Annotated in this window: 21 protein-coding genes and 1 pseudogene; 7 read left to right on the top strand and 15 right to left on the bottom strand. The window is 60.2% G+C overall.

Annotated features, from left to right (window positions below):
• Positions 1-92: 92 nt before the first annotated feature.
• The 4 genes and pseudogenes from I5S59_RS20860 to I5S59_RS20845 form a co-directional block, all read right to left on the bottom strand.
• Positions 93-2,993 (bottom strand): SNF2-related protein, encoded by a 2,901-nt coding sequence (locus tag I5S59_RS20860; protein ID WP_197878277.1) that lies wholly within the window; start codon positions 2,991-2,993, stop codon positions 93-95.
• A gap of 263 nt (positions 2,994-3,256) precedes the next feature.
• Positions 3,257-4,407 (bottom strand): IS3 family transposase gene (locus I5S59_RS20855; protein ID WP_197878276.1). Its coding sequence is split into 2 segments (ribosomal slippage): positions 3,257-4,167 and positions 4,167-4,407, totalling 1,152 coding nucleotides; the frame shifts between segments, so codons are not numbered across the junction.
• A gap of 54 nt (positions 4,408-4,461) precedes the next feature.
• Positions 4,462-5,211, bottom strand: a pseudogene (locus tag I5S59_RS20850) (tyrosine-type recombinase/integrase); the annotation flags it as partial.
• A gap of 385 nt (positions 5,212-5,596) precedes the next feature.
• Complete coding sequence (locus I5S59_RS20845) at positions 5,597-6,307, bottom strand: LexA family transcriptional regulator (protein WP_197878275.1); 711 nt, start codon at positions 6,305-6,307, stop codon at positions 5,597-5,599.
• Between the two features lie 465 nt (positions 6,308-6,772).
• Here I5S59_RS20845 and I5S59_RS20840 point away from each other — a divergent pair, with 465 nt between their 5' ends.
• Together I5S59_RS20840 and I5S59_RS20835 are read left to right on the top strand one after the other, a co-directional pair.
• Complete coding sequence (locus I5S59_RS20840; protein ID WP_197878274.1) at positions 6,773-7,048, top strand: hypothetical protein; 276 nt, start codon at positions 6,773-6,775, stop codon at positions 7,046-7,048.
• A complete protein-coding gene (locus tag I5S59_RS20835; protein ID WP_197878273.1) occupies positions 7,045-7,314 on the top strand; it encodes a DUF3077 domain-containing protein in 270 nt (89 codons plus the stop codon). Before I5S59_RS20840 ends, I5S59_RS20835 begins: the two co-directional genes overlap by 4 nt.
• 54 nt (positions 7,315-7,368) lie before the next feature.
• On the opposite strand, the gene ppa is transcribed toward I5S59_RS20835, so the two are convergent.
• From ppa to I5S59_RS20795, 8 genes are all read right to left on the bottom strand, one after another.
• The gene (gene ppa / locus I5S59_RS20830; RefSeq protein WP_007933577.1) at positions 7,369-7,896 is read right to left on the bottom strand and encodes an inorganic diphosphatase; all 528 of its coding nucleotides are present in this window, start codon (positions 7,894-7,896) and stop codon (positions 7,369-7,371) included.
• 91 nt (positions 7,897-7,987) lie between these two features.
• Entirely contained in the window at positions 7,988-8,803 is an 816-nt protein-coding gene (locus I5S59_RS20825) for a zinc-dependent peptidase (RefSeq protein WP_197878272.1), read from the bottom strand.
• 9 nt (positions 8,804-8,812) lie between these two features.
• Positions 8,813-9,463: a DedA family protein gene (locus I5S59_RS20820; RefSeq protein WP_197878271.1), complete on the bottom strand. Its 651-nt coding sequence runs from the start codon at positions 9,461-9,463 to the stop codon at positions 8,813-8,815.
• Between the two features lie 267 nt (positions 9,464-9,730).
• Complete coding sequence (locus tag I5S59_RS20815; protein WP_197878270.1) at positions 9,731-10,189, bottom strand: GNAT family N-acetyltransferase; 459 nt, start codon at positions 10,187-10,189, stop codon at positions 9,731-9,733.
• A gap of 103 nt (positions 10,190-10,292) precedes the next feature.
• Complete coding sequence (gene eutC / locus I5S59_RS20810) at positions 10,293-11,117, bottom strand: ethanolamine ammonia-lyase subunit EutC (protein WP_197878269.1); 825 nt, start codon at positions 11,115-11,117, stop codon at positions 10,293-10,295.
• Between the two features lie 11 nt (positions 11,118-11,128).
• Positions 11,129-12,523: an ethanolamine ammonia-lyase subunit EutB gene (locus I5S59_RS20805; RefSeq protein ID WP_197878268.1), complete on the bottom strand. Its 1,395-nt coding sequence runs from the start codon at positions 12,521-12,523 to the stop codon at positions 11,129-11,131.
• Between the two features lie 51 nt (positions 12,524-12,574).
• Positions 12,575-14,023, bottom strand: a complete 1,449-nt coding sequence (gene eat / locus I5S59_RS20800) for an ethanolamine permease (protein ID WP_197878267.1) — start codon at positions 14,021-14,023, stop codon at positions 12,575-12,577.
• 108 nt (positions 14,024-14,131) lie between these two features.
• Entirely contained in the window at positions 14,132-15,652 is a 1,521-nt protein-coding gene (locus tag I5S59_RS20795; protein WP_128323107.1) for an aldehyde dehydrogenase family protein, read from the bottom strand.
• 266 nt (positions 15,653-15,918) lie between these two features.
• Here I5S59_RS20795 and I5S59_RS20790 point away from each other — a divergent pair, with 266 nt between their 5' ends.
• The 4 genes from I5S59_RS20790 (at position 15,919) to I5S59_RS20775 (ending at position 20,170) form a co-directional block, all read left to right on the top strand.
• Positions 15,919-17,844: a sigma-54-dependent Fis family transcriptional regulator gene (locus tag I5S59_RS20790; protein ID WP_197878266.1), complete on the top strand. Its 1,926-nt coding sequence runs from the start codon at positions 15,919-15,921 to the stop codon at positions 17,842-17,844.
• 66 nt (positions 17,845-17,910) lie between these two features.
• A complete protein-coding gene (gene mpl, locus I5S59_RS20785) occupies positions 17,911-19,260 on the top strand; it encodes a UDP-N-acetylmuramate:L-alanyl-gamma-D-glutamyl-meso-diaminopimelate ligase (protein WP_197878265.1) in 1,350 nt (449 codons plus the stop codon).
• Positions 19,257-19,886 (top strand): flavin prenyltransferase UbiX, encoded by a 630-nt coding sequence (gene ubiX, locus I5S59_RS20780; RefSeq protein ID WP_128323104.1) that lies wholly within the window; start codon positions 19,257-19,259, stop codon positions 19,884-19,886. Before mpl ends, ubiX begins: the two co-directional genes overlap by 4 nt.
• A complete protein-coding gene (locus I5S59_RS20775) occupies positions 19,883-20,170 on the top strand; it encodes a YceK/YidQ family lipoprotein (protein WP_197878264.1) in 288 nt (95 codons plus the stop codon). The genes ubiX and I5S59_RS20775 overlap by 4 nt, the downstream gene beginning before the upstream one ends.
• A gap of 219 nt (positions 20,171-20,389) precedes the next feature.
• Here I5S59_RS20775 and I5S59_RS20770 read toward each other — a convergent pair whose 3' ends face one another.
• The 3 genes from I5S59_RS20770 to I5S59_RS20760 form a co-directional block, all read right to left on the bottom strand.
• Entirely contained in the window at positions 20,390-21,031 is a 642-nt protein-coding gene (locus I5S59_RS20770; protein WP_197878263.1) for an oxidoreductase, read from the bottom strand.
• Positions 21,032-21,057: 26 nt separating this feature from the next.
• Positions 21,058-22,788, bottom strand: a complete 1,731-nt coding sequence (locus tag I5S59_RS20765; protein ID WP_197878262.1) for a C13 family peptidase — start codon at positions 22,786-22,788, stop codon at positions 21,058-21,060.
• A gap of 88 nt (positions 22,789-22,876) precedes the next feature.
• Entirely contained in the window at positions 22,877-23,332 is a 456-nt protein-coding gene (locus tag I5S59_RS20760) for a MaoC family dehydratase (protein WP_197878261.1), read from the bottom strand.
• Positions 23,333-23,499: 167 nt separating this feature from the next.
• Between I5S59_RS20760 and I5S59_RS20755 the strand changes: the two genes are divergently transcribed.
• Positions 23,500-23,862 (top strand): CidA/LrgA family protein, encoded by a 363-nt coding sequence (locus I5S59_RS20755; protein WP_197878260.1) that lies wholly within the window; start codon positions 23,500-23,502, stop codon positions 23,860-23,862.
• Positions 23,863-23,864 lie beyond the last annotated feature (2 nt).

Raw genomic sequence — 23,864 nt, 5'->3', positions numbered from 1 at the left:
GTTTTTTGATTTCTGCGACATGTTTTGTTCTTGTGTCGCTGGTGGCGACATGTTCGCAAAACATGTTCTTGAAATCGGTTTTTTGCGACATATCAGGCGACTGCCCAGTGAATGGTAAAGAGCGCATGAGTACGGCTGGAACGGTGCAGGCGTTTCTCAAGTGCCTCGATGAGTGCATCACGTCGTGCTTCGATCTCGTCCTCCACGGAGAAGATCTCTTGGCGCTGGCGGCGTTGTTCGCCTTCCACCTTGCGAATGTCGTCCTGGAGACGGCGTGCTTCGTCCATGCTCTGGGCGGTACGGGCTTGCCGCTTTAGGCCTTTCAGCTTGAGTTTGGTGTCTTGTAGTGCCTGTTCGGCAGCGAGGATGCGGTCTTCGGCCCAGGCATCAAGTTTTTCACGCTCCTGCTGGAAGAATTTGTCGTTCTGCTCCAGCGCCTGGCTCAATGCTGCATCGAGCTGGCGACGGGCGTTGCCATGCAGATCATCTGGGGGCGTGGCATGGGTTGGCTCGGCTGTGGCAGAAAGCTGGAAGAGTTTCTCGCAGGTTTCCTGGTCAAGCAACTCGCCGGTATCTGCCATTGCGGTGAATACCAGGTGTTCCTCATGCTGGAAGCTGTCGAGCTCTAGCAAGTTGAGTTGCAGCCAGCCCTGCTGACCGACCAGCTGCTCAATGACGCTGATACGCGGGTTACGGCTTTCCAGCCATAGCGCATAACTGAAGCGCAGAGTCGCTGTGGGGGCAGGAGCATTACGTCCTTGATCTAATACGTATTCGCCCAACGGGTGCGTCAGGCGGTAGATTCGAGTGTTCTCAATCTGAGCTTGCTTTGCCAGCTCGCCCTTGCGAATGAGCTGGTAGTGCCCGGTTGCGATCTGGGGGAGGGGCGGTAGGCTAAGGTCGAAGGTTAGTAACTTGCTGTCGAACCTTGCTTGTTCTGCCAGGATGTACTGGGTCAGCTGCCAAAAAAGACGCGTGATTCTATCTAGTTGGCTTTCAGCGCGTTCTTTGTGGGTTTTAAGTAGGCTGTGGATGTCTGCATCGAAATTTTCCAGCAGGAGCTTTTCGGTTTCCAGCATGCGTGCCTGGATATCTGCATCCAGTTCCTCGCGCAAGCTGGCGAAAGCGGCGTCGATCTCTTGAGGCGTGCGGCAGCGGTCGTAGATTTCGGCAATGCGCTTCTCGAAGTCGATGCCGATTTCGATCCTGCCGAGTACTTGGTCAGACGCACCGAAGACACCATCGAACAGGTGAAGCTTGTCCTGCAGTAGCTCCAGTACGCGCTGGTCTGCGGCATTACGTTGGTTGAGGAAATTGATCACAACCACGTCAAAGCGCTGCCCGTAGCGATGGCAGCGACCAATGCGTTGCTCTACGCGCTGGGGGTTCCAGGGCAGGTCGTAGTTCACCACCAGGGAGCAGAACTGCAGGTTCACACCTTCGGCGGCCGCCTCGGTGGCAATTAGGATTTCGGCATTATCTCTGAAGTGGTCGATCAGCGCAGTACGGCGGTCGATGGCGGGGGAGCCGGTGACGCGGTCGCTGCCATGGTAGCGAGCCAGCCAGCGCTGATAGATGCCGGTAGCGGCTTCACCCTGATTGCCACCGCTGAAAGTGACAATCTTGCCAGCGTGACCATGAGCTTCGAGAAAACGGGCCAAGTATTCCTGGGTGCGACGAGATTCAGTGAAGATCACCGCCTTACGCGGTGCGCCCATGCCAGACATACGTGCGAAGCCTTGCTCCAACGCGTTCAGCAGGGCGAAGGATTTTTGGTCTTCACGAATGTTGTGAGCGATCTCGATATAAACATCGAGCTCTGCGATTTCTTTACTCAGCAGATCGAAGTCGACTTTGTTGGCTGAGTCATGGGCCTCATAGTTGGCAGACTCTTCCGCTGCTTCGAGAAGGTCTTCCTCTAGGTCGTCTTCTTCTATCAGGTGCTCGAACCATTCCTCATCGATGCTCTGGCGGTCCAGCAATTTCTGCAGGCGTGCTTTGATGGCTTGCAGCGTGGCGACTACAGCCTCCGTGGACGAGGCCAGCAGCTTGCGCAGAATAAGGGCCACGAGATGTTTCTGGCGCTGTGGGAAACCATAGCTGAAGTCGCGGTGCAGATACGCGGAGATGAGGTCGTAAAGCCTCTGCTCGTCATCGCTCGGGGTAAATGGTGTGGTCAGCGCATGGCGCTGGGTGTAGGGCACGTACTCAAGTACGTCCCTACGCAGGGTGCGCTTGATGAAGTGTTGCAAACGACGGCGTAAAGCTGCCAGGTCACCATCAGTATTGTTGTACTGAGCACGAAAGCTGCGCTCATCGCCGAAGATGTCCTCGTCAATCAGCGAGCTGAGCCCATACAGCTCCATGAGTGAGTTCTGCAACGGTGTGGCAGTTAGTAAGAGCTTGCGTCGCCCGGCCAGTGAGCGCTTGAGGGATTGCCCCGTTTCGTTGCTTTTTCGGTGGGCATTACGCAGCTTGTGGGCTTCATCGATGACGACTAAATCCCAGGGAACATTGCCTAGCTGCTCCTCCATACGCGCAGCGAAGTGGAGTGACATGATGCTGATAACGTCGCGGTCCAACGGATCGTAAATGCCGTCTTGGCGAAGCTGTTTCCAGGTGCGGGCATCCAGCACTTGGGCGGGCAAATTGAATTTGTCGGAAAGCTCCTGCGCCCATTGTTTGCGCAGTGCCGCAGGGCAGATAACCAAGAGGCGGCGACGGCGTTCGGCCCAGAGCTGTCCTAAGACCAGGGCGGCTTCAATCGTTTTACCCAGACCGACTTCATCAGCCAGCATCACGCCTTTGCTCAGTGGGTTTTGCAGGGCAAAAAGGGCGGCATCAATCTGATGAGGGTTGAGGTCGACACTGGCATCGAAAAGCGACTGGGAAAGCCGGTCCTCCTCGCTGGCTGCACGGCGACGTGTTAGCTCCCAAGCAAAATACTTGGCGTGGTGAGGGGTGAGCGTACCTTTCGATTCAATAGTCGGCATTGATTGCTCTCTGATGTTCCTATTAGCCCGTTTTGCTTTTAGGTGTCTGTGGATATGCAGACTTTTAGATAAAGCGACTATAGCCAGTGGGTCGGGAGTTCGAGGGCATAGTTTTTGGCTACCCTCTCTAAGGCAGTCAGTATTTCTTGGTGTCGAGCGGTATCAGCAGGCTGCCACGTTGAGCGGCGATCCAACAAGGATTTCAGCTCACTCAGATTGTGCATCCCTCGGGATACCAAAAAGGTTGAATCGCCCCGGGTTCTTTAGACACCCTGCAAGCTCATTGCGTAACGCTTTTCAAACTCTACCGGCGACAGCTGATTGTTGAAACCATGACGACGTTTCGCGTTGTAGAACATCTCGATGTAATCAAACACATCACTACGTGCACCTTCGCGTGTGGGGTAGATTTTCCGCTTGATCCGTTCCCGTTTCAGAAGCTGGAAAAAGCTCTCGGCCACGGCATTGTCATGACAGTTGCCTCGACGACTCATGCTGGCAACCAAATTGTTCGCCTTCAAAAAGCTGCGCCAATCGGAGCTGCTGTATTGGCTGCCTTGGTCGGAGTGAACCATCACCTCCTGTTTCGGTTTACGCCTCCAAACCGCCATCAATAACGCATCAATTGCCAAATCACTGGTCATCTGCGACTTCATTGACCAGCCAACGACCTGACGAGAAAACAGATCCAGCACCACTGCCAAATACAGCCAGCCTTCATACGTGCGAATGTAGGTGATGTCGGTGACCCAAGCCTTGTTGGGTTCTACGACATCGAACTGGCGCTTCAGCAAATTGGGTGAGGCTACCGCTGGCTTACCGCCGTACTTTCCAGGGCGACGTCGATACCCTGTCTGAGAGCGCAGCCCTTCAAAACGCATCAGCCTCGCCACACGATGGCGACCACAGTTTTCTCCGACCTCGCGCAGATCATCATGGATTTTTCGATACCCATAAACGCCGCCGCTCTCCAGCCATGAGTGCTTGATCAAACCCAGCAGTCGCTGATCGTCTTTAGCTCGTACAGATTGCGGCTCAGACAGCCAGGCGTAATAACCGCTGGGATGGACTTTCAGCGTCACGCAAAGCCGTCGAATCGAATAGTCGCCCGCGCGCTGTTTGATAAAGGCGTACTTCAGCCGCACTCCTTGGCAAAGTACGCGGCGGCCTTTTGTAATATGTCTCGCTCTTCAGTCACCCGCTTGAGTTCCGCTCGAAGACGACGCAACTCAGCGTGCTGATCATCATCCTGCTGCCGTTCTTCTTGAGGTTTGCTGTAGCGCTTTATCCAGGCATAGAGGCTATGCGTCGACACGCCGAGACGAGCCGCTACATCAGCGACAGGCAGCTTCTTTTCGGTCACTTGATTGACCGCTTGGATTTTGAATTCTTCGGGGTAACGCGGGTTGCTCATGGCACCTCCTAATTGGCCTCAGTTTAAGGCAAAGAGGTGTCTACGAAACCCGGGGCTATTCATGATCAGCAGTTGAGCGGCCCAAGACGGAGGTGTGGAGTTTACCCTGAGCTTTATCATCAGCTCCGGCACATCCTGCCAACGTAAAGCTTCAAAGTGCTCACGCTTCCGAGCCTTCTTCTTTTCAGCACGGCTCAACAGATTCTCTAAATGCCCGCGCCAGCGAGCAGGGTTCTCACCTTGTCGTAGATTACGTGCCTTGGCGGCATCCAGAACCTGCTCAATTTGCCCACGCACCTCGTCAGCGGTTCTGGTCTTGGTGGCCCAGATGGGTTGCAACACCATAAGTACTTCGGGAGTGCCGATGTCTTCGGCTGACAGCTTGCCTATGTGATCAAACGCATACAGCTCTAGCTTTCGCAGCCAGCCTTTACGCCATTTCTCCGACCACGCCGCGCCGTGAGCATCACGGTATTCCGTTGCGAGCATCTCGAACTTCAGTTGCTTGGCTTCGCTTGCACGTTGGGCTTCCCGTTGAGCAGCGCGCTCTATGTCTCTAGCTGCCAGGGGATCAATGCCATCGCTCAATTGGCTGCGTTTGGCGCTGGCGTCTTGTCTGGCTTTCTTGAGACTGACCTCAGGAAAGGAGCCCAAGCCCATCTCCCTACGACGCCCCGCCAGTTGGAAGTGAAGCAGCCAGGATTTACGCCCGATAGGTTTGACGACCAAGCGAAGCCCATCACCATCTTCATAGGTGCCGGGTTCGGTTAGGTTTTCGACTTGTTTCGGATTCAGCTTACCCATTGGATTTCCCCTGTCGTCCCTTTGTCCCCCCACTTCATCGTCGGATGAGGCTAAATGGCATTGAACACCATTGGACGGGGGAATGCCTGAAACCCCCGGAATAGCTAAGCTATCAGGAAGATTCTCGAACGGGATAGGATTATCTCGGACAATTAAAAAGCCGGCTTGTGGCCGGCTTCCAGGGGACGGCTTTGGCTAATTTATGGTAAGCCGCAACCGTCTTCAAAACGTTGTCTGGCGCGAGGGCCGACAGAAAGGGGCAGGGTGGGCAAGCAGTGTGTTGCCTCACCAGGCTCTCAGGTAGGCGTTGCGACCTGGAGCAAATGTGCGGCGTAGCATACTGGGTATGTGGCGCATTGCCCAGCAAAAAATGCGCAGCAAACGCTCAAGACGGGCGGTTGCTACGCAAGTGGCCCCACCAGAACACCCACCCCAACACGCTGAGCCTCTGCGTTTTACGCTGGGTCGCGGTGTAGGTCTCGGTAGGGTGCTCGTCGCTGTCGTGACTGTGCAGGCGCAAGGCGCCGTTGCGCCGCAGGCTGAGGCTGTGGACGCGCACGCGGCCGTTGTGCAACACGGCGTACAGCTCGCCCTCGACTATGGTGGTCATGCTGCAGTCGATGGCCAGCGGGCTGCCGCGCGGTAGCAGGGGGTTCATGTTGTTGGCCGGCATGGTCAGGCACATTGCCTTGCCAGGGTCGACGCCGACGGCGCTGAGGGCACGCGCCGGCAAGCGCAGGTAACGGTTGGCGATGGGGCTGAGTTGCCGTGATTGCATGGCGTAGAAGGGCAGTTGTATGTCATCTGCGCTGTGGGCAGCGAGCAGGCTCGGTTCTACCGGCGCTGGGCCGGGCGCACGCAGTGCCGCGTTCAGGCGCGGCATGGGGGTGGGGTGTTTGGGGCCTTCGCCAGTGCGCAGCCATTTACTGCACACGCACAGCAACTCGGCGATTTCATCGAGGCGCGCCAAGGGCACACCACGCCTGAACCAGTTGTTGACGTGCTGCGGCGTAACTTTGCGCTGCAGGGCAAAGTCAGAAGGCGACAGGTTGCATTCGAGCAGCAGGGTTTTAAGACGATCACCGGACGTATTCATGAGATCCGAGTCTAGAGCCCATCCGAAGGCGCAGCTATAAACAGGGGGTTCATATTTTGAGTGGGAAATCGGCGGAATCTTCAGGCATTGCCTAGGGCGCTGTAGGAATATTCATTTGAAGAAAGTCGCCGTTGCCGTCTCGACGCCAAGGGGGTGTTTTGCCCACAATCGGTGGACTTGCTTTCAGGCCTGAAGGGTTTCGGACCGATCCTACGTTCGCTGTCGACCTTTCGCTGTTGTTGCGCACTGTCATCAGGGCTAACTTCCTCGGGTCGCCGATATTTGGCGATTTGGGTGTGAGAACCCGATGAATTGGAAGCAGCCATGTTATGGCGGCTGTGCGCGGGCAGACTTCGGTCTGGCCGAGTCTCCATATCCTCGGTTTCTCACCCCGCGTACGGCTGCCACCCTAGTCTCGTGAGAAGGATTGCGGTGAAGGCTCCTGAATCGGTATGGAGTTAGATCATGAAAAAAATCGTTCCCGACCCTCCGCTTCATCCAGTGCCCAATCCCTTCATTGCCACCCCTTACTTCTCCATCCACAGCGACCTGATCCCCCCTGACTCTTTGGCATTCGCCAGTGAACTGCTGCGCGGTATCCACGAAACCACCAATGAATTCTGTCGCGCCCATTGCAGTGAGCCGGGGCAGGGCATGCTGGTGAATGTGCTGCATTCGGCCGAGATGGCCAGGGCCTTGGTCGAGCATGCGCTGGGCAAGCTGCAGGAGGTCCAGCCATGAGCCTGGAGGCCGGCGAGACGGCCGGTGTGGTTGATTTCATCCGTAGCCCGCAATTGCCCAAAGGCCTTTTTCGTATTGCGCCGGGGGTGCCCTGTGATTACGCGCTGGAGCAGGCTTCAACAGTACTGGGGTGTGTGCACTCGCTGCTGCGGGCGGGGCTGGTGGATGACGAGGGCGACATGATGTGGGCCGCCTATTACCTGAGCGAATTCGCCAAGGCGATCATTGATGATGTGGGGCTGGGGATGAACCGCGTCAAACCCTAGCGTCTACAGAAAACAAAAAGCCCCGCATTAGCGGGGCTTTTTGTTAAGCGGTGCTTAGCCTTTGTAGGCAGCAACCGACTTGGTGATCGCAGCACGGGCAGCGTCAGCGCCGTCCCAGCCTTCGATCTTGACCCACTTGCCCTTCTCCAGATCCTTGTAGTTGGCGAAGAAGTGCTCGATCTGCTGGATCAGCAGCGCTGGCAGGTCGGTGTATTCTTTGACGTCGACGTACAGCTGCGACAGTTTGTCGTGCGGTACGGCGATGACTTTGGCGTCGCCGCCGCCGTCGTCGGTCATGTTCAGGATGCCGACCGGACGGGCACGGATAACCGAGCCTGGGGCAACCGGGTAAGGGGTAACAACCAGCACGTCCAGCGGATCACCGTCGTCAGCCAGGGTGTTCGGGATGTAACCGTAGTTGGCCGGGTAGAACATCGGGGTGGCCATGAAACGGTCAACGAACAGGCAATCGCTGTCTTTGTCGATCTCGTACTTGATCGGGGCGTGGTTGGCTGGAATCTCGATGGCGACGTAGATGTCGTTCGGCAGGTCTTTGCCAGCCGGAATCTTGCTGTAGCTCATTGGGCAGTGCCCCCATGTTTGGCCAAAAATTGGTCGCGATTATAGGCACATTCCGCAGGGCTTGCCACGTCCGCCCTGATGTCCGGCAGCGTCAGTCGTGTGGCTGCTGGTAGCGGGGGTGGTTGTGCTGCAACTGCTGCAGGCGCGCGAGCGGGTCCTGGCGGTAAAAACCGCGCAATTGCTGGTACACCGCGGGGTAGGCTTCGTTGAGCAGGTCGGGGGCGCTGAAGAAGTATTCGCTGGTGACGGCGAAAAATTCTGCCGGGTTTTCTGCCGCGTAGGAGTCGATGGCCGTTTCGGCGTCCGGGTTGCGGTCAAGCTGGTGGTTGAGGTCGTCGTAGGCCTCTTGCATGGCCTGTGCCCAGTCGTTGACGCGCATGTCGTTGTGCAGTGGCGGCAAGCCATTGGCATCGCCATTGAGCATGTCGAGCTTGTGCGCCAGTTCGTGGATGACCAGGTTGTAGCCCTCCCAGCCGCCGCTCGCCAGCACCCCCGGCCAGGCCAGAATCACCGGGCCCTGCAGCCAGGCTTCGCCGCTGTGTTCACCGTTCCATTCATGTTCCACGCCGCTGGCGTCGCGATGGCGCTGGGGGCTGAGGAAGTCGTCGGGGTAAAGGATGATTTCGTGAAACCCCTGGTACCAGTTCAGCGCACCCAGGTGCAGCAGTGGCAGTTGCGCCTGGGCCGCCAGAAACAGCCGTTGCTCACCGTCCAGCTCAACCCCGGGCAGCGGGCTCAGGTGCTTGTCGGCCAGAAACAGTACGCAGGCTTCGCGTAGCCAGCGGTCTTCTTCGGCGCTGATGCCGTCGAGCATCGGCAGGCGCGCGCGAACCCGCTGCCAGCGCTGCGGGTCGACGGGGTGGCGGGCCAGGGTGCGGCGGCGGCGCCAGGCGCTGAGTGACCACATGGCCAGGAATCAGTGAGCTTTGGCGGTTTTACGGCTGAGGCGGCCGCGCACCAGGCCAATGATCATCGGCAGCAGCGACAGCAGGATGATCGCCACGATCATGATCGAGAGATTCTGCTTGATGAACGGCACGTTGCCGAAGAAGTAGCCCAGGGTAACCAGGCCGCCCACCCACAGTACGGTGCCGGCAACGCTGAAGCCGAGAAAACGCGGGTAGTGCATCTTGGCGATGCCGGCGACGAAGGGCGCGAAGGTCCGCAGGATCGGCAGGAAGCGCGCCAGGGTCACGGTTTTACCGCCATGGCGCTCGTAGAAGTCGTGGGTTTGCTGCAGGTAGTCGCGGCGGAAGATTTTCGAATTGGGGTTACTGAAGAGTTTTTCACCCGCTGTCCGGCCGATGACGTAGTTGGTGCTGTCGCCAAGAATGGCCGCGGCCATCAGCAGGCCACCGAGCAGTACCGGGTCCATGCCGCCGCCTGCTGCCACGGCGCCGGCAATGAACAGCAGGGAGTCACCCGGCAGGAACGGCATGACCACCAGACCGGTCTCGCAGAAAATCACCAGGAACAGGATCGCGTAGATCCACGGGCCATAGTTGTTGACCAACAGGTCCAGGTAAGTGTCGAGATGCAGAATCAGATCCAGCGGGTTGAAGTCCATGTACAGCACCTGTTGTCTTTGCCCCGCGCGGGGGTGTGCGATGTCTGGCTATGCGGGCGCGATCAACCGCTACCCATGCGATGGGTAAAGTTTCACACATTATGAGGGGGCGTATTATACGGAGGCGACAAGAAACTGCCTGCGCAGTTTGTAGCGGCGGATTTCTGGGGCTGTAGGAGCCAGGCTTGCCGGCGAACAAGACGCTGCGGTGAGGCGGCAATACCGCGTCATCGTTCTTCGCGGGCAAGCCTCGCTCCTACACTAGGATCAGTCGGAATTGATCGGCAGGATGTAGCTTTTGAACTCGGTGTCTTCATGAAAGCCGATGGACTCGTAGGTCTTCATCGCCACTTCATTGTTGCTGCTGGTGGAAACGCGCATGCGCACGGCGTTGGTTTCCTTGGCCATTTTCTTGGCTTCGCGCATCAGGTGGTCGGCGACCAGCATGCGGCGGGAGTCTTCGGCGACAAAAATGTCGTTAAGAATCCATACACGCTTGAGCGACAACGACGAGAAGCTCGGGTAGAGCTGGCAAAAGCCCATCAGTTTATTGTCGTCATCGTCTGCCAGGGCGAGGTAAATGACAGACTCATCATGCCTCAGGCGTTTCTCCAGAAACGCGCGGGAAGAGTCAGGAAATGGCAGCTGGCCATAAAATTCGCGATACCTGACAAACAGCGGGGCAAGCAGGTCCAGGTGTTCCAGGGTGGCTTTGATGATCCGCATAAGCAGGCCTCAGTGTCCATGGGAATGTGCGGCAAATCGCCAGCCGCCTTGGCAGATGCTGCCTCAAGAGAATTAGAAAGCGCAATCTACAAACGATTGCGCCTCAGGGTTTGCTCAACAGGAAGTTGCCCTTGTTAGCTGTATGGGTATCGGCTTCCAGCGTGTGCACCTGCGCTTCATCCTTGAGGTTGACCCCGGACAGCTGCCGGCGGCAGGCCTCGCGCATCAGGTACAACAGGCGATGGGCGGCCATGCCGTAGCTGAGCCCCTCCAGGCGCACATTGGATATGCAGTTGCGGTAGGCATCGGTCAGGCCGACCTTGGGGTTGAAGGTGAAGTAGAGGCCGAGGCTGTCGGGGGAGCTCAGGCCCGGGCGCTCACCGATCAGGATCACGGTCATTTTCGCCCCGAGCAGTTCGCCCACTTCATCGGCAACCGCCACCCGGCCTTGCTCCACCAGGATTACCGGTGAGGTCGACCAGCCGTCGGCGGCCGACTGTTCTTCAAAACGGCTCAGAAACGGCAGGGTATGGCGGTGGACGGCCAGCGCCGAAAGGCCGTCGGCGACGACAATGGCAAGGTCGACGCCGCCGGGGTTGGCCTGGGCATGCTCACGCAGTTGCCGGGCCGACTCCGGGTGCAGGCGTCGGCCAAGGTCGGGGCGTTGCAGGTAGCTGTCGCGGTCAGGGGCGGCGCTGTGCAGCAGCAGGCTGTCGCGTTGGCGCTCGCTCAGCTGGGCCTGCAGCCCCTGGTGGTCGAACGCCAGGTGCACGGCATCGCGGGCCTGGGCGTGGGCGTACTGGAAATCGAGCTGGGCACTGGTCGGCAAGCTGGTGCCGGTACGGCCCAGGGCAATGCGTGCCGGGGTCAGGCGGCGCAGCTCCAGCCAGGGGTTGGCGCTGTTGTCATGTTGCGGGGTGTTATCCATGGTCGCCTCGCTTATCCCAGTTGTGCCAGGGCCTGGCGGAACGCCGGCGGCAGGTTGTCGCCGAAACGTATGCGGCCGTCGGCCTGGGTGAAGATACCGGTGCGCGCCAGCCAGCCCTCGAATTCCGGCGCCGGTTTCAGGCCCAGGGTCTGACGGGCGTAGAGCGCATCGTGGAACGAGGTGGTCTGGTAGTTGAGCATGATGTCGTCGGAGCCCGGGATGCCCATGATGAAGTTGATCCCGGCCACACCCAGCAGGGTCAACAGCGTGTCCATGTCGTCCTGGTCGGCTTCGGCGTGGTTGGTGTAGCAGATGTCGCAGCCCATGGGCACGCCCAGCAGCTTGCCGCAAAAGTGGTCTTCAAGGCCGGCACGAATGATTTGCTTGCCGTTGTACAGGTACTCGGGGCCGATAAAGCCGACCACGGTGTTGACCAGAAACGGCTTGAAGTGCCGGGCCACGGCGTAGGCGCGGGTTTCGCAGGTTTGTTGGTCGACACCGTGATGGGCGTTGGCAGACAGCGCGCTGCCCTGGCCGGTCTCGAAGTACATCAGGTTCTGGCCGAGCGTGCCACGGTTGAGGCTCAGGCCGGCCTCGTAGCCTTCCTTGAGCACGTTGAGGTTGACGCCGAAGCTGGCGTTGGCCGCCTCGGTACCGGCAATCGACTGAAACACCAGGTCCAGCGGCACACCGCGGTTGATCGCCTCGATCGAGGTGGTCACGTGGGTCAGCACGCAGGCCTGGGTAGGGATTTCATAGCGCTGGATGATGGCGTCGAGCATTTCCAGCAGGGCGCAAATGGACGAGATGCTGTCGGTGGCCGGGTTGATGCCGATCATGGCGTCACCGTTGCCGTACAGCAGGCCATCGAGAATGCTGGCGGCAATGCCCGCCGGTTCGTCGGTAGGGTGGTTGGGCTGCAGCCGGGTCGACAGGCGCCCGCGCAGGCCCATGGTGCCGCGAAAACGGGTGACCACATGGATTTTCTGGGCCACCAGCACCAGGTCTTGCACACGCATGATCTTCGAGACGGCGGCGGCCATTTCCGGGGTCAGGCCCGGCGCCAGGGTGCGCAGGCTGGTTTCATCGGCCTGGTCACTCAGTAACCAGTCACGAAAGCCGCCCACGGTCAGGTGGCTGACGGCAGCAAAGGCGCCAGCATCGTGGGTGTCGATGATCAGGCGGGTGACTTCGTCGTCTTCGTACGGGATCAGGGCTTCGCTGAGAAAATGCTTGAGCGGGATGTCCGCCAGGGCCATCTGCGCGGCTACGCGCTCGCCGTCGTTGTTGGCGGCAACCCCGGCGAGAAAGTCGCCCGAGCGGGCCGGGCTGGCCTTGGCCATGACCTCTTTGAGGCTGTCGAAACGGTAGGTTTGCTGACCTACCGTGTGTACAAAACTTGCCATACAGACTCTCCAGAACGCCGCTGGCCGGGCCGGCGGCGTAGGTGGCGTTGATCAGTGCAGGGCCTCTTCGGCCTTCTGGATCGCGGCAAACTCTTCTTCAGGCGTTCCCGCTACCAGGTGGTGACGGCTGTAGAACGCAAAGTAGGCAATCAGAACGCCATAGATGACCGCTGCGCCTATCACTACCCGAGGGTCGACCAGGAAGCCTGCGACCACGGCGATGCAGGCCAGCACCAGCGCCACGCCAGAGGTGAAGACGCCGCCCGGGGTACGGTACGGGCGCTCCATTTTGGGGCGTTTGATGCGCAGGGTGATGTGCGCGGCCATCATCAGTACATAAGACAGCGTAGCGCCGAACACTGCAACGAGGATCAGCAAGTCACCCTGGCCGGTCAGCGACAGGGCAAAACCGATGATGCCGGGGATGACCAGCGCCAGTACCGGGGCTTTGCTCTTGTTGGTTTCCGAGAGCTTGCGCGGCAGGTAGCCGGCACGCGAGAGGGCGAAGATCTGCCGCGAGTAGGCGTAGATGATCGAGAAGAAGCTGGCGATCAGGCCGGCCAGGCCTACCAGGTTGACGAAGCTGCCCATCCAGGTCGAGCCGCCATAGGCTTTGGACAGTGCTTCAACCAGCGGGTTGCCCGAGCTTTTCAACGCTTCGGCACCGGCGCCACCAGGGCCGACCACCAGGATCAACAGGGCAAACGCCAGCAGTACCAGCATGGCGCCGATCAGGCCGCGGGGCAGGTCACGCTTGGGGTTCTTGGTTTCTTCAGCGGCCAGCGGCACGCCTTCTACCGCAAGGAAAAACCAGATCGCGTAGGGAATCGCCGCCCACACCCCGACATAGCCGAACGGCAGGAAGCTGCTGGCGCCCACGGCGTCAGTCTTGGCGATGTCGAACAGGTTGTTGACGTCGAAATGCGGCACCATCGCCACCAGGAACACGCCCAAGGCGATAGCGGCCACGGCGGTGATGATGAACATCAGCTTCAGGGCTTCACCCACACCGAAGATATGGATGCCGATGAAGATAATGTAGAACGCCAGGTAGATCATCCAGCCGCCGATACCGAACAGCGACTCGCAGTAGGCGCCAATAAACACGGCGATGGCGGCGGGGGCAATGGCGTACTCGATGAGGATCGCAGTACCGGTGAGAAACCCGCCCCAGGGGCCGAACGCGCTACGGGCAAAGCCGTAGCCGCCACCGGCGGTGGGGATCATCGATGACAGCTCGGCCAGCGAAAAGCACATGCACAGGTACATGGTGGCCATCAGCAAGGTGGCCAGGAACATGCCGCCCCAACCGCCTTGGGCCAGGCCGAAGTTCCAGCCGGCGTAGTCGCCGGAAATCACATAGGCAACGCCCAGGCCTACCAGCAGTACCCAGCCGGCTGCGCCTTTTTTCAGTTCGCGTTGTTGGAAGTAATCGGTGCCGACCTTTTCAAAGTCAACAGAAGAGCCTGCCGGCACGCTGCCGGTGTGATCGCTTGGCATAGGGTTCACCTGTTTTTTTATCGTCACCGGCGGGTGCCGGATTATCGGGTGATGGTCTTGCAGGAAGCGAGCCAGAGCGGCCCCGTGTGGGGCCGCCCGGTGTGTGGGTTAGAAGAAGCCCAGTGGGTTGATGTCGTAGCTGATCAGCAGGTTTTTGGTTTGCTGATAGTGGTCGAGCATCATTTTGTGGGTTTCACGGCCGACGCCGGACTTTTTGTAGCCACCGAACGCGGCGTGCGCCGGGTACAGGTGGTAGCAGTTGGTCCATACACGGCCCGCCTTGATACCGCGGCCCATGCGGTAGGCGCGGTTGATATCGCGAGTCCAGACCCCGGCACCGAGGCCGAACTCGGTGTCGTTGGCGATGGCCAGGGCTTCGGCTTCGTCCTTGAAGGTGGTGATGCTCACCACCGGGCCAAAGATTTCTTCCTGGAACACGCGCATCTTGTTGGTGCCCTTGAGCAGGGTCGGCTGGATGTAATACCCGGTCGACAGGTTGCCCTCGAGTTTTTCTACCTTGCCGCCGGTCAGCAGTTCGGCGCCTTCTTTTTCGGCAATTTCCAAGTAGGAGAGGATCTTGTCGAACTGTTGCTCGGACGCCTGGGCGCCGACCATGGTGTCGGTGTCCAGCGGGTCGCCGCGTTTGATCTGTTTGATCTTCTTCATCACCGCTTCCATGAAGGAAGGGTAAATGGACTCCTGCACCAGGGCGCGCGACGGGCAGGTGCACACTTCGCCCTGGTTGAAGAAGGCCAGTACCAGGCCTTCGGCGGCTTTCTCGATGAACGCAGGCTCGGCCTGCATGATGTCTTCGAAGAAGATGTTCGGCGATTTGCCACCCAGTTCTACGGTAGACGGAATGATGTTCTCGGCCGCGCATTTCATGATGTGCGAGCCCACCGGGGTGGAGCCGGTGAAGGCGATTTTGGCGATGCGCTTGCTGGTGGCCAGGGCTTCGCCGGCTTCACGACCATAGCCTTGCACGACGTTGAGCACGCCAGGTGGCAGCAGGTCGCCGATGACCTCCAGCAGCACGCTGATGCCCAGCGGGGTCTGTTCGGCCGGCTTGAGTACCACGCAGTTGCCGGCGGCCAGGGCGGGCGCAAGTTTCCACGCGGCCATCAGGATCGGGAAGTTCCATGGGATGATCTGGCCGACCACGCCGAGGGGTTCATGGAGGTGATAGGCAACAGTGTTGCCGTCGATTTCTGCCGCGCCGCCTTCCTGGGCGCGCAGGCAGCCAGCGAAGTAGCGGAAGTGGTCAGCGGCCAGCGGGATGTCGGCGTTGAGGGTTTCGCGGATGGCTTTGCCGTTGTCCCAGGTTTCGGTAATGGCCAGCAGCTCGAGGTTCTGCTCGATGCGGTCGGCGATTTTCAGCAGGACCAGCGAGCGCGCCTGCGCCGAGGTCGTGCCCCAGGCGTCAGCGGCGGCATGGGCAGCGTCCAGCGCTTTTTCCACGTCTTCGGCGGTGGAGCGCGGGAATTCGGCAATCAGCTGGCCGTTAACCGGCGAGGTGTTCTCGAAGTACTGCCCTTTGACCGGAGCTACGAACTCGCCACCGATGTAGTTCCCATAACGGCTCTTGAAGGAAACTTTGGCGCCTTCGGTACCGGGATGTGCGTAACGCATGGTGTGTCTCCTGGCTTTTGTGTTTGTTGGGAGGTTATTAACAGCATAGAGCAAGGCTTGGGCCAGTGTTGCCAGGGCTAGATAAATCAAGGGGTTGCGGGATTTTTCCACAGGCTGGAGGCTGCGTGTGTGGCAGTGCCGGTACAGGGCGGGTGACACTTTGTACCGTTAATGGCACAGCCTGTGACTCGGCGGTCAAGCCGGCATTGCAATGCGCGGGCGGGTGGAGGATGCTGGGTCCACTCGTCTGCGGAGAACAATAAAAAGTGCAGAACAACCACCTCAGCCGGCACGCCCGGCAAGTGCTCACGGTGACCCAGGGTAAAGCGCAGGTGCACGGGCCGGGCAGTGACCCGTCGATTGCCCGCTCATGGTTGCGCTGCCTGGAGGATTACCACCTCGACCCGGCCCAGAGTATGGCGCCCACGGTGCTTGAGCACGGCCGCGTGCTGGAGAGCCGCGAGCGCCTGCAGCAAGTGCTGCAGATCGCCGGCAACGAGATGAACAGCCTCCACCAGCAGCTCTCCGGAGCCGGTCACGCGGTGCTGCTGACCGATGCCCGCGGGGTGATCCTCAATTGCGTCACCGCGCCTACCGAACGCCGTGGTTTCGAGCGTGCCGGGCTGTGGCTGGGCGCCGACTGGAGCGAGGCCCGCGAAGGCACCAACGGCATCGGCACGTGCCTGGTCGAGCGTCAGGCGCTGACCATCCACCAGGACGAACATTTCCGTGGCCGCCACACCGGCCTGACCTGCTCGGCAAGCCCGGTGTTCGACCCGCACGGCGAACTGCTCGCGGTACTTGATGTGTCGTCGGTGCGCCCGGATGTTTCCCGGCAGAGCCAGTTCCACACCATGGCGTTAGTGAACCTCTCGGCGAAGATGATCGAGAGCTGCTATTTCCTGCGTTATTTCGAGAACCAGTGGCTGTTGCGTTTTCACCTGCAGGCCGAATCGGTCGGCCTGTTCAGTGAAGGCTTGCTGGCCTTTGACGGCGACGGGCGCATCTGTGCGGTCAACCAGAGTGCCTTGAACCTGCTCGGTACCATTCGCGGCGGCGCGCTGGGCAAGCCGGTCGAGAACTTTTTCGATTGCGCCCTGGACGAGTTGTTCAGCCGCGCCACGGCGCAGGCCAGCACCAGCTGGCCACTGCGCACCCGCGACGGCCGCCTGGTGTTCGCCAGCCTGCGAGGACAGGTGCGTGCACCGGTCCAGCCTGCGTTACCTGTACCGATACCCGTCACTCAGGCAGAGAAGGCCGGGGGCATCTGCTTGCTCGATCCGTTGCTGCAGAATGAATTCCGGCGCGCTGTGCGGGTGTTTGAGCGTGACGTTCCGCTGTTGATCAATGGCGAAACCGGCAGCGGCAAGGAGGCGTTTGCCAAAGCCGTTCACCAGGCCAGCCAGCGCCGTGACCGGGCCTTTGTCGCTCTGAACTGCGCCTCCATTCCGGAAAGCCTGATCGAAAGCGAGCTGTTCGGTTATCGCGGCGGCAGTTTCACCGGTGCGCGCAAGGAGGGCATGCGCGGCAAGCTGCAGCAGGCCGATGGCGGCACCCTGTTGCTGGACGAGATCGGCGACATGCCACTGGCCCTGCAGACCCGCCTGCTGCGGGTGCTGGAAGACCGCATGGTGGTGCCGATCGGGGGCGAGCCACAGGCCGTCAACGTGCGCATTATCAGTGCCACGCACCGTAACCTGCTGGAGCGTGTCGAAGACGGTAGCTTTCGCGAAGACCTTTATTACCGGCTCAATGGCCTGGAGATCGAACTGCCGGCCCTGCGCGAGCGCAGCGACAAATCTCAGCTGCTGGATTTCCTGCTCGCCGAAGAGGCGGGCAAGCAACGTGTCAGCCTGGAGCCGGAAGCGCGACGGGCGCTGCTTGAATTCGCCTGGCCGGGTAACGTGCGCCAGTTGCGCAATGTGTTGCGTACCTTGGTGGCGCTGTGCGAAGACGGGCGCATCAGCTTTAGCGAGCTGCCACTGGTGGTGCGTCAGGCGTCACAGCCGACCCGACATACCGAGGCTGTGGATAACCCCGCGCCGCTGCTCGACAGTGCCGAACGCAATGCCTTGCTCAACGTGCTGGAGCAACAACGCTGGCACATGACCCACGTGGCCGCGCAGTTGGGGGTTAGCCGTAATACCTTGTATCGAAAACTTCGCAAACACGGGATCGCCCGCAGCCTTTGAGCGAAACACAGGATGCGAATTCCTGCGCCCTGGGCTACCCTGCCTCGACGTTTTGCGAGGTCGATAATGCACATTCATATTCTTGGTATTTGCGGCACTTTCATGGGTTCACTGGCAGTGCTGGCCAAAGAACTCGGGCATCGGGTGACAGGCTCCGACGCCAATGTCTACCCACCCATGAGCACCCAGCTTGAAGCCCAGGGTATCGAGTTGACGCAAGGCTATGACGCCGCGCAACTGGACCCGGCGCCTGATCTGGTGGTGATCGGCAACGCGCTGTCGCGGGGCAACCCGGCAGTGGAGTATGTCCTCAACAAGGGTTTGCCTTACGTTTCGGGCCCGCAGTGGCTGGCCGATCACGTGCTGCAGGGCCGCTGGGTGCTGGCGGTAGCGGGTACCCATGGCAAAACCACCACCAGCAGCATGCTGGCCTGGGTGCTGGAGCATGCCGGGATGAGCCCGGGCTTCCTCATCGGTGGCGTACCACAAAACTTCTCGGTGTCGGCTCGCCTGGGCGGCACGCCGTTCTTCGTGGTCGAGGCCGATGAATACGACAGCGCGTTTTTCGACAAGCGCTCGAAGTTCGTTCACTACCGCCCGCGTACTGCGATCCTCAATAACCTTGAGTTTGATCACGCGGATATCTTCCCGGACCTGGCGGCCATCGAGCGCCAGTTCCACCACCTGGTGCGGACCATCCCGAGCGAAGGCCTGGTGATTCATCCCACCACCGAGCCTGCGCTTGAGCGGGTGATCAAGATGGGTTGCTGGACCCCGGTGCAAACCACTGGCGAAGGCGGGCAGTGGCAGGTCAGACTGCTCAGTGCCGACGGTTCGCGCTTTGAGGTCAGCTTCGAGGGCGAAACCCAGGGGGTGGTCGAGTGGGAGCTGACCGGTCAGCACAACGTCGCCAACGCCTTGGCCACTCTGGCGGCCGCTCGCCATGTCGGTGTGGTGCCGGCGCTGGGTATTGCTGCACTGAGCGCGTTCAAAAGCGTGAAACGGCGCATGGAGAAAGTCGCTGAAGTGCAGGGCGTGACGATCTATGACGACTTCGCCCATCACCCGACCGCGATTGCCACCACCCTCGACGGCCTGCGCAAACGCATCGGCAATGCGCCGCTGATTGCAGTGATCGAGCCGCGTTCCAACTCGATGAAGCTCGGCGCTCACCGTGATGGCTTGCCGGAAAGTGTCAATGACGCCGACCAGGTCATCTGGTACGCGCCGCCGAACCTTGGTTGGGACCTGGCGGCCACCGCCGCTGAGTGCAAGGTGCCTTCGGTTGTCGCCGACAGCCTGGAAGCCATCATCGAACGTGTCAAAAGCCAGGCCAAGCCGGGCACCCAGGTGGTGATCATGAGCAACGGCGGCTTTGGCGGATTGCACGGCAAGCTGGCCGAGGCGCTGAAATGAGCGGGCCGGAACGCATCACCCTGGCCATGACCGGGGCGTCGGGGGCGCAGTACGGGCTGCGCCTGCTCGATTGCCTGGTGCGCGAAGACCGTGAGGTGCATTTCCTGATCTCCAAGGCTGCGCAACTGGTGATGTCGACCGAGACCGATGTGTTGCTGCCGGCCAAGCCTCAGGCAATCCAGGCCTTCCTGACCGAGTACACCGGGGCTGCCGCCGGGCAGATCCGCGTGTACGGCAAGGAAGACTGGATGTCGCCGGTGGCCTCTGGCTCCGGTGCGCCAGCAGCAATGGTGGTGGTGCCGTGCTCCACCGGGACGCTGTCGGCGATTGCCACCGGAGCCTGCAACAACCTGATCGAGCGCGCTGCCGATGTCACCCTCAAGGAGCGCCGGCAATTGATTCTGGTGCCGCGCGAGGCACCGTTTTCGACCATTCACCTTGAGAACATGCTCAAGCTGTCGAACATGGGCGCGGTAATCTTGCCGGCGGCACCGGGGTTCTATCACCAGCCGCAGACCATCGACGACCTGATCGACTTCGTCGTGGCGCGGATTCTCAACCTGCTGGATATTCCCCAGGACATGCTGCCGCGTTGGGGCGAGCATCATTTCGGCGCCGATGAATGAAGCGATTGCTTGGCGTTGTACTGATCGGTGTGCTGCTCGGTGGTTGCGCTACGGTGCGCACCCTCGATGCAGCCAAGCCGGATGCGCCACTGGTGTATAGCGGCACGCGCCTGGATCTCTATGCGTTGCAGGGTGGTTGCTGTGCCATGGACCGCTTTGGTGCCGAAGCCCCGCATTATCCCGGGCTGGATCTGCCGGGCAGCCTGCTGCTCGACACCCTGTTGCTGCCCTTGTCGGCATTGACGGCGCTGGGGATTGGGTTTCAGGCAACGGGTGGGTTGTAACCTATTCGCGGGTAAACCCGCTTACAGGTCTGCGGTGCACCCCAACCTGTAGGAGCGTGGCTTGCCCGCGAAAAACGATGACGCGGTGCATCAGGGGCACCGCGGTGCCTGGTTCGCCGGCAAGCCTGGCTCCTACGTCGAAGGCCTACAGGTGGGATTGCTGACCCGACACTACTTGTAGGAGCGAATTTACCGGGACGCCGGACCGCCGCCGGTAAATTATTTCCCCAGCCGGCGCAACTCATCGGATTCGACAATGCGAATCCCGTCCTGCTCCTCCAGCGCCAGGCGCCACAACGCCCGGGCCAGCTGGCAGGCTTCGATGCCGCGATACTTGCCGGGGATCAGTTTCGAGAAGGGCCCGGCCACGCGCTCGGCCAGCCGTGGCTCGGTACGCTCGCCGAGCAGCAGCGAAGGGCGGGCAATGGTTAGCTGCGGCCAGTCTTGAGCCTTCAGCGCGTACTCCATTTCTCCCTTGACCCGGTTGTAAAAAATCGGTGATCGGCGGTCGGCGCCTAGTGCGCTGACTACCAGCAGATGGCGTGCACCCATTTCCCGGGCGCGCTTGCCAAACGCCACGACCATGTCCAGGTCAACCGCGCGGAAGGCGGGCTCGGAGCCGGCCTGTTTGATGGTGGTACCCAGGCAGCAGAAAGCAATGTCGACGCGCCCGGCCAGTTGCGGCAGGAAAACCGCCGGGTCACCCACCGGGTTTTCCAGGTGCGGGTGCTCGGCCAGAGGGCGGCGGGTGGGGGCTAATACCCGGCTGACGGTCGGCTCGTTGAGCAACCGGTCAAGCAGGTGTTCTCCGGTAAGGCCAGTCGCTCCGGCAAGCAAGATGTGCTGAGGCGTCAAGTACATGATGTCTCTCCCTTGTTACACTCAGCTTAGTGGTTGCCGGCACTTTTTGCATGCTCTGTCTCGTTCCCGGCATTGCTCTGCAGGGCTTTACGCGCCTGCTGTTGGCGCAATCGTTGCCAATGTGCCAGTACCTCGGTCGGGGCCCAGATTTGCGGTTCGGACGCTTCGAATCCTTCGGCGGCTTCGCGCTCGGCGACGGTGGCGCGGGCCCTGTCAAACGCTTGGCGCAAGTCGTCTGTCTGGTTCAGCGCCTGGGCGAACAAGGCGTCGCCAAAATAGGTGAAGTCAGCCTCTTCAGAACAGCCAAACGAGACCCGGTCGGCACGCGAGGCGGTCATGATCAGGGTCTTGTTGTCTTTCAGGGCGTCGATGTAACCACCGGAATAGCAGGCCGAGATGACAATCACCTTGTCGCGCTCCTTGAGCGGTGCCAGGGCACTGGCCAATGCGTCGGCCGGCAGGTCGGCCAGTTGCAGGCGCGGCACATCCAGCACCAGTTCGTGATCATGGCTGCCGTGGCTGGTCAGGTAGATGAACACCAGATCTTCGGGACCGCTGCGTTCAGCCAGGGTGCGCGCGGCCTGGCTGAGGTTTTCGCGGGTGGCCATTACGCGGTCGTCGAGGTGGTCGCGGTGGTTCACCAGGTTGATCTGGCCCACGGCACCAAAGCGGCCCTTGAGCAGGGCGCTGACATAATCGGCTTCGCGCAGGAACACGCTTTGATTGCCATCGCCGGCCAGAGTCAGGCTGTACAGTTCAATTTGCGGGGTTGACGCCGGAACCTTGGCGAGCGCCTGTTCCAGCAAATGCCCTTGGTTGAGCAAGGCCAGCTCGAGCGGATCCGGCAGCAGGCGCCCCTGGTCGTCGCGCACCAACTGGCCATTGACCCAGTAGCCACTCTGGCTGCTGCCATCGGTCAGGCTCAGGCGGCCATGGCCCTGGTAGGCGTCGTTGTCGAAACCGCCGACATAAAGGCTGCCGTCGCTCAGTTGCAGGCGGCCTTTTCCAGAAAAACGCCAGTCGCGAAAGTTGCCGGTGTAATGGCTGCCGTCGCTGCCGATCAGTTCACCCTTGCCGTTGAGCGTTCCGTCTTTGAACTGGCCGATCCACACGTCGCCATCGGCGTTTTCGTAGCGGCCACGGCCTTCCAGGTGATTGTCCCGGAATGCGCCGATGTACTGGTCGCCTTCGGCGCTGTTGAAGGTGCCGCTGCCTTCGAGCTGACCATTGACGAAACGGCCGCTGAACTGGTTGCCGCTGGCATCGCTGCGGATACCTTCGCCATTGGGTTTGCCACGGGCAAACAGACCCTGGTACTGACTGCCGTCTGCCAGTTCCAGATGGCCGGCGCCGCTGTACTGGTCGTCCTTGAACTGGCCGCGGTACACCGAGCCGCTTTCTTTCAGGGTGCCTTCACCCTCGCGGCGACCCAGTTTGAAGCCGCCTGAATAGCTGCTGCCCGGAGTTTTCAGGGTGCCCTGACCATGGAACAGGCCCTGCTGGAACTGCCCCCGATATACCTCGCCATTGCTGCCATGCCATTCGCCCTGGCCATGCCATTGGCCATTGAGGAAGTTGCCGGCGTACCAGCTGCCATTGGGGTAGTCGATGCGTCCTGCGCCTTGCAATAGTCCATCGATCACCTGGCCCCGGAAACGGCCACCGTCGGGCAGACGAGCGTCAGGTGGAGACAGCGGTTCACCGTCGCCACAGGCGGCGAGCAGCAAGGTCAGGGCAAGCGGAACGAGTGGGCGCATGACGGGGTCCAGACGGGTGAGGCCCAGAGTATGCCGTACAACGCAGGGGCTGAAACAGCCGCAGTGGCTGTTTCAGTGCGCGGCAGGCTCAGACAATGCAGAGTGTCAGCGGCTCGGCAATGTAGGCGGGCTTTTCCTGGCCTTCGATTTCCAGGGTGGCGGTGAACTTGAGCAGCCATTGGCCGGGCTTTTTCTCGAAGGCTTCGGTCAGGTCGACCTTGAGGCGAACCTTGCTGTCGACTTTTACCGGCTGGATGAAGCGCACGCTGTCCAGTCCGTAGTTGACGACCATTTTCAGGCCTTCAGGCAGAACGAGGATGCCTTCCATGAGTTTGGGGATCAGTGACAGGGTCAGAAAGCCATGCGCAATGGTGCTGCCAAATGGCGTTTTTGCCGCCTGCTCCGGGTCCACATGGATGAACTGAAAGTCGCCTGTGGCTTCAGCAAACAGGTTGATGCGGGCCTGATCGATGGTCAGCCATTCGGAACGTCCCAGCTCCTTACCAACGTACTGCGACAGCTCTGCAACAGGTACTAGGGGCATCATGACTCTCCAGATTGTTTTTGGTTTTCTTATAACTTGGGTATACGAAAGTCTAAGATCACCACGCCTTTAAAAAGCGGTCAAGTCGCCATGTTTTCGGCGAATATCAGGTTATAGGCAGGTCGTTAGCATGCTTATAATGGCCGTCAGGCCCCAAGGAGAGTCTTATGCTGTTGCGTGGTTTGACCTGGCTGGTGTTGTTTCAATTGCTGGGCACGGCAATCAATCATCTGTTTGTGCCGATCCTGCCCGGGCCGATCATCGGCTTGTTGCTGCTGCTGGTGTTTCTGATGATGCGCGGTGAAGTCGGGGCGCCCTTGAATGAGGCGGCCAACAGTCTGCTGCGCTACCTGCCGTTGTTGCTGGTGCCGCCTGCGGTCGGGGTGATGGTGTATGCCTCCGATATTGCTGCGGACTTCTGGGCGATCGTCGGTGCACTGCTGATTTCGGCCCTGGTCACCATGGCCTTTGTCGGCGTGCTGATGCACAAGCTCATCGCGCGCCAACACAAACGTGAGGAGCGCTCATGAGC

Source organism: Pseudomonas alkylphenolica, assembly GCF_016009175.1.
In the GTDB taxonomy this organism is placed as follows: Bacteria; Pseudomonadota; Gammaproteobacteria; order Pseudomonadales; family Pseudomonadaceae; genus Aquipseudomonas; species Aquipseudomonas alkylphenolica_B.
Note: the sequence above shows the minus strand (reverse complement) of the source record. Positions and strands in the feature narration are given on the sequence as shown.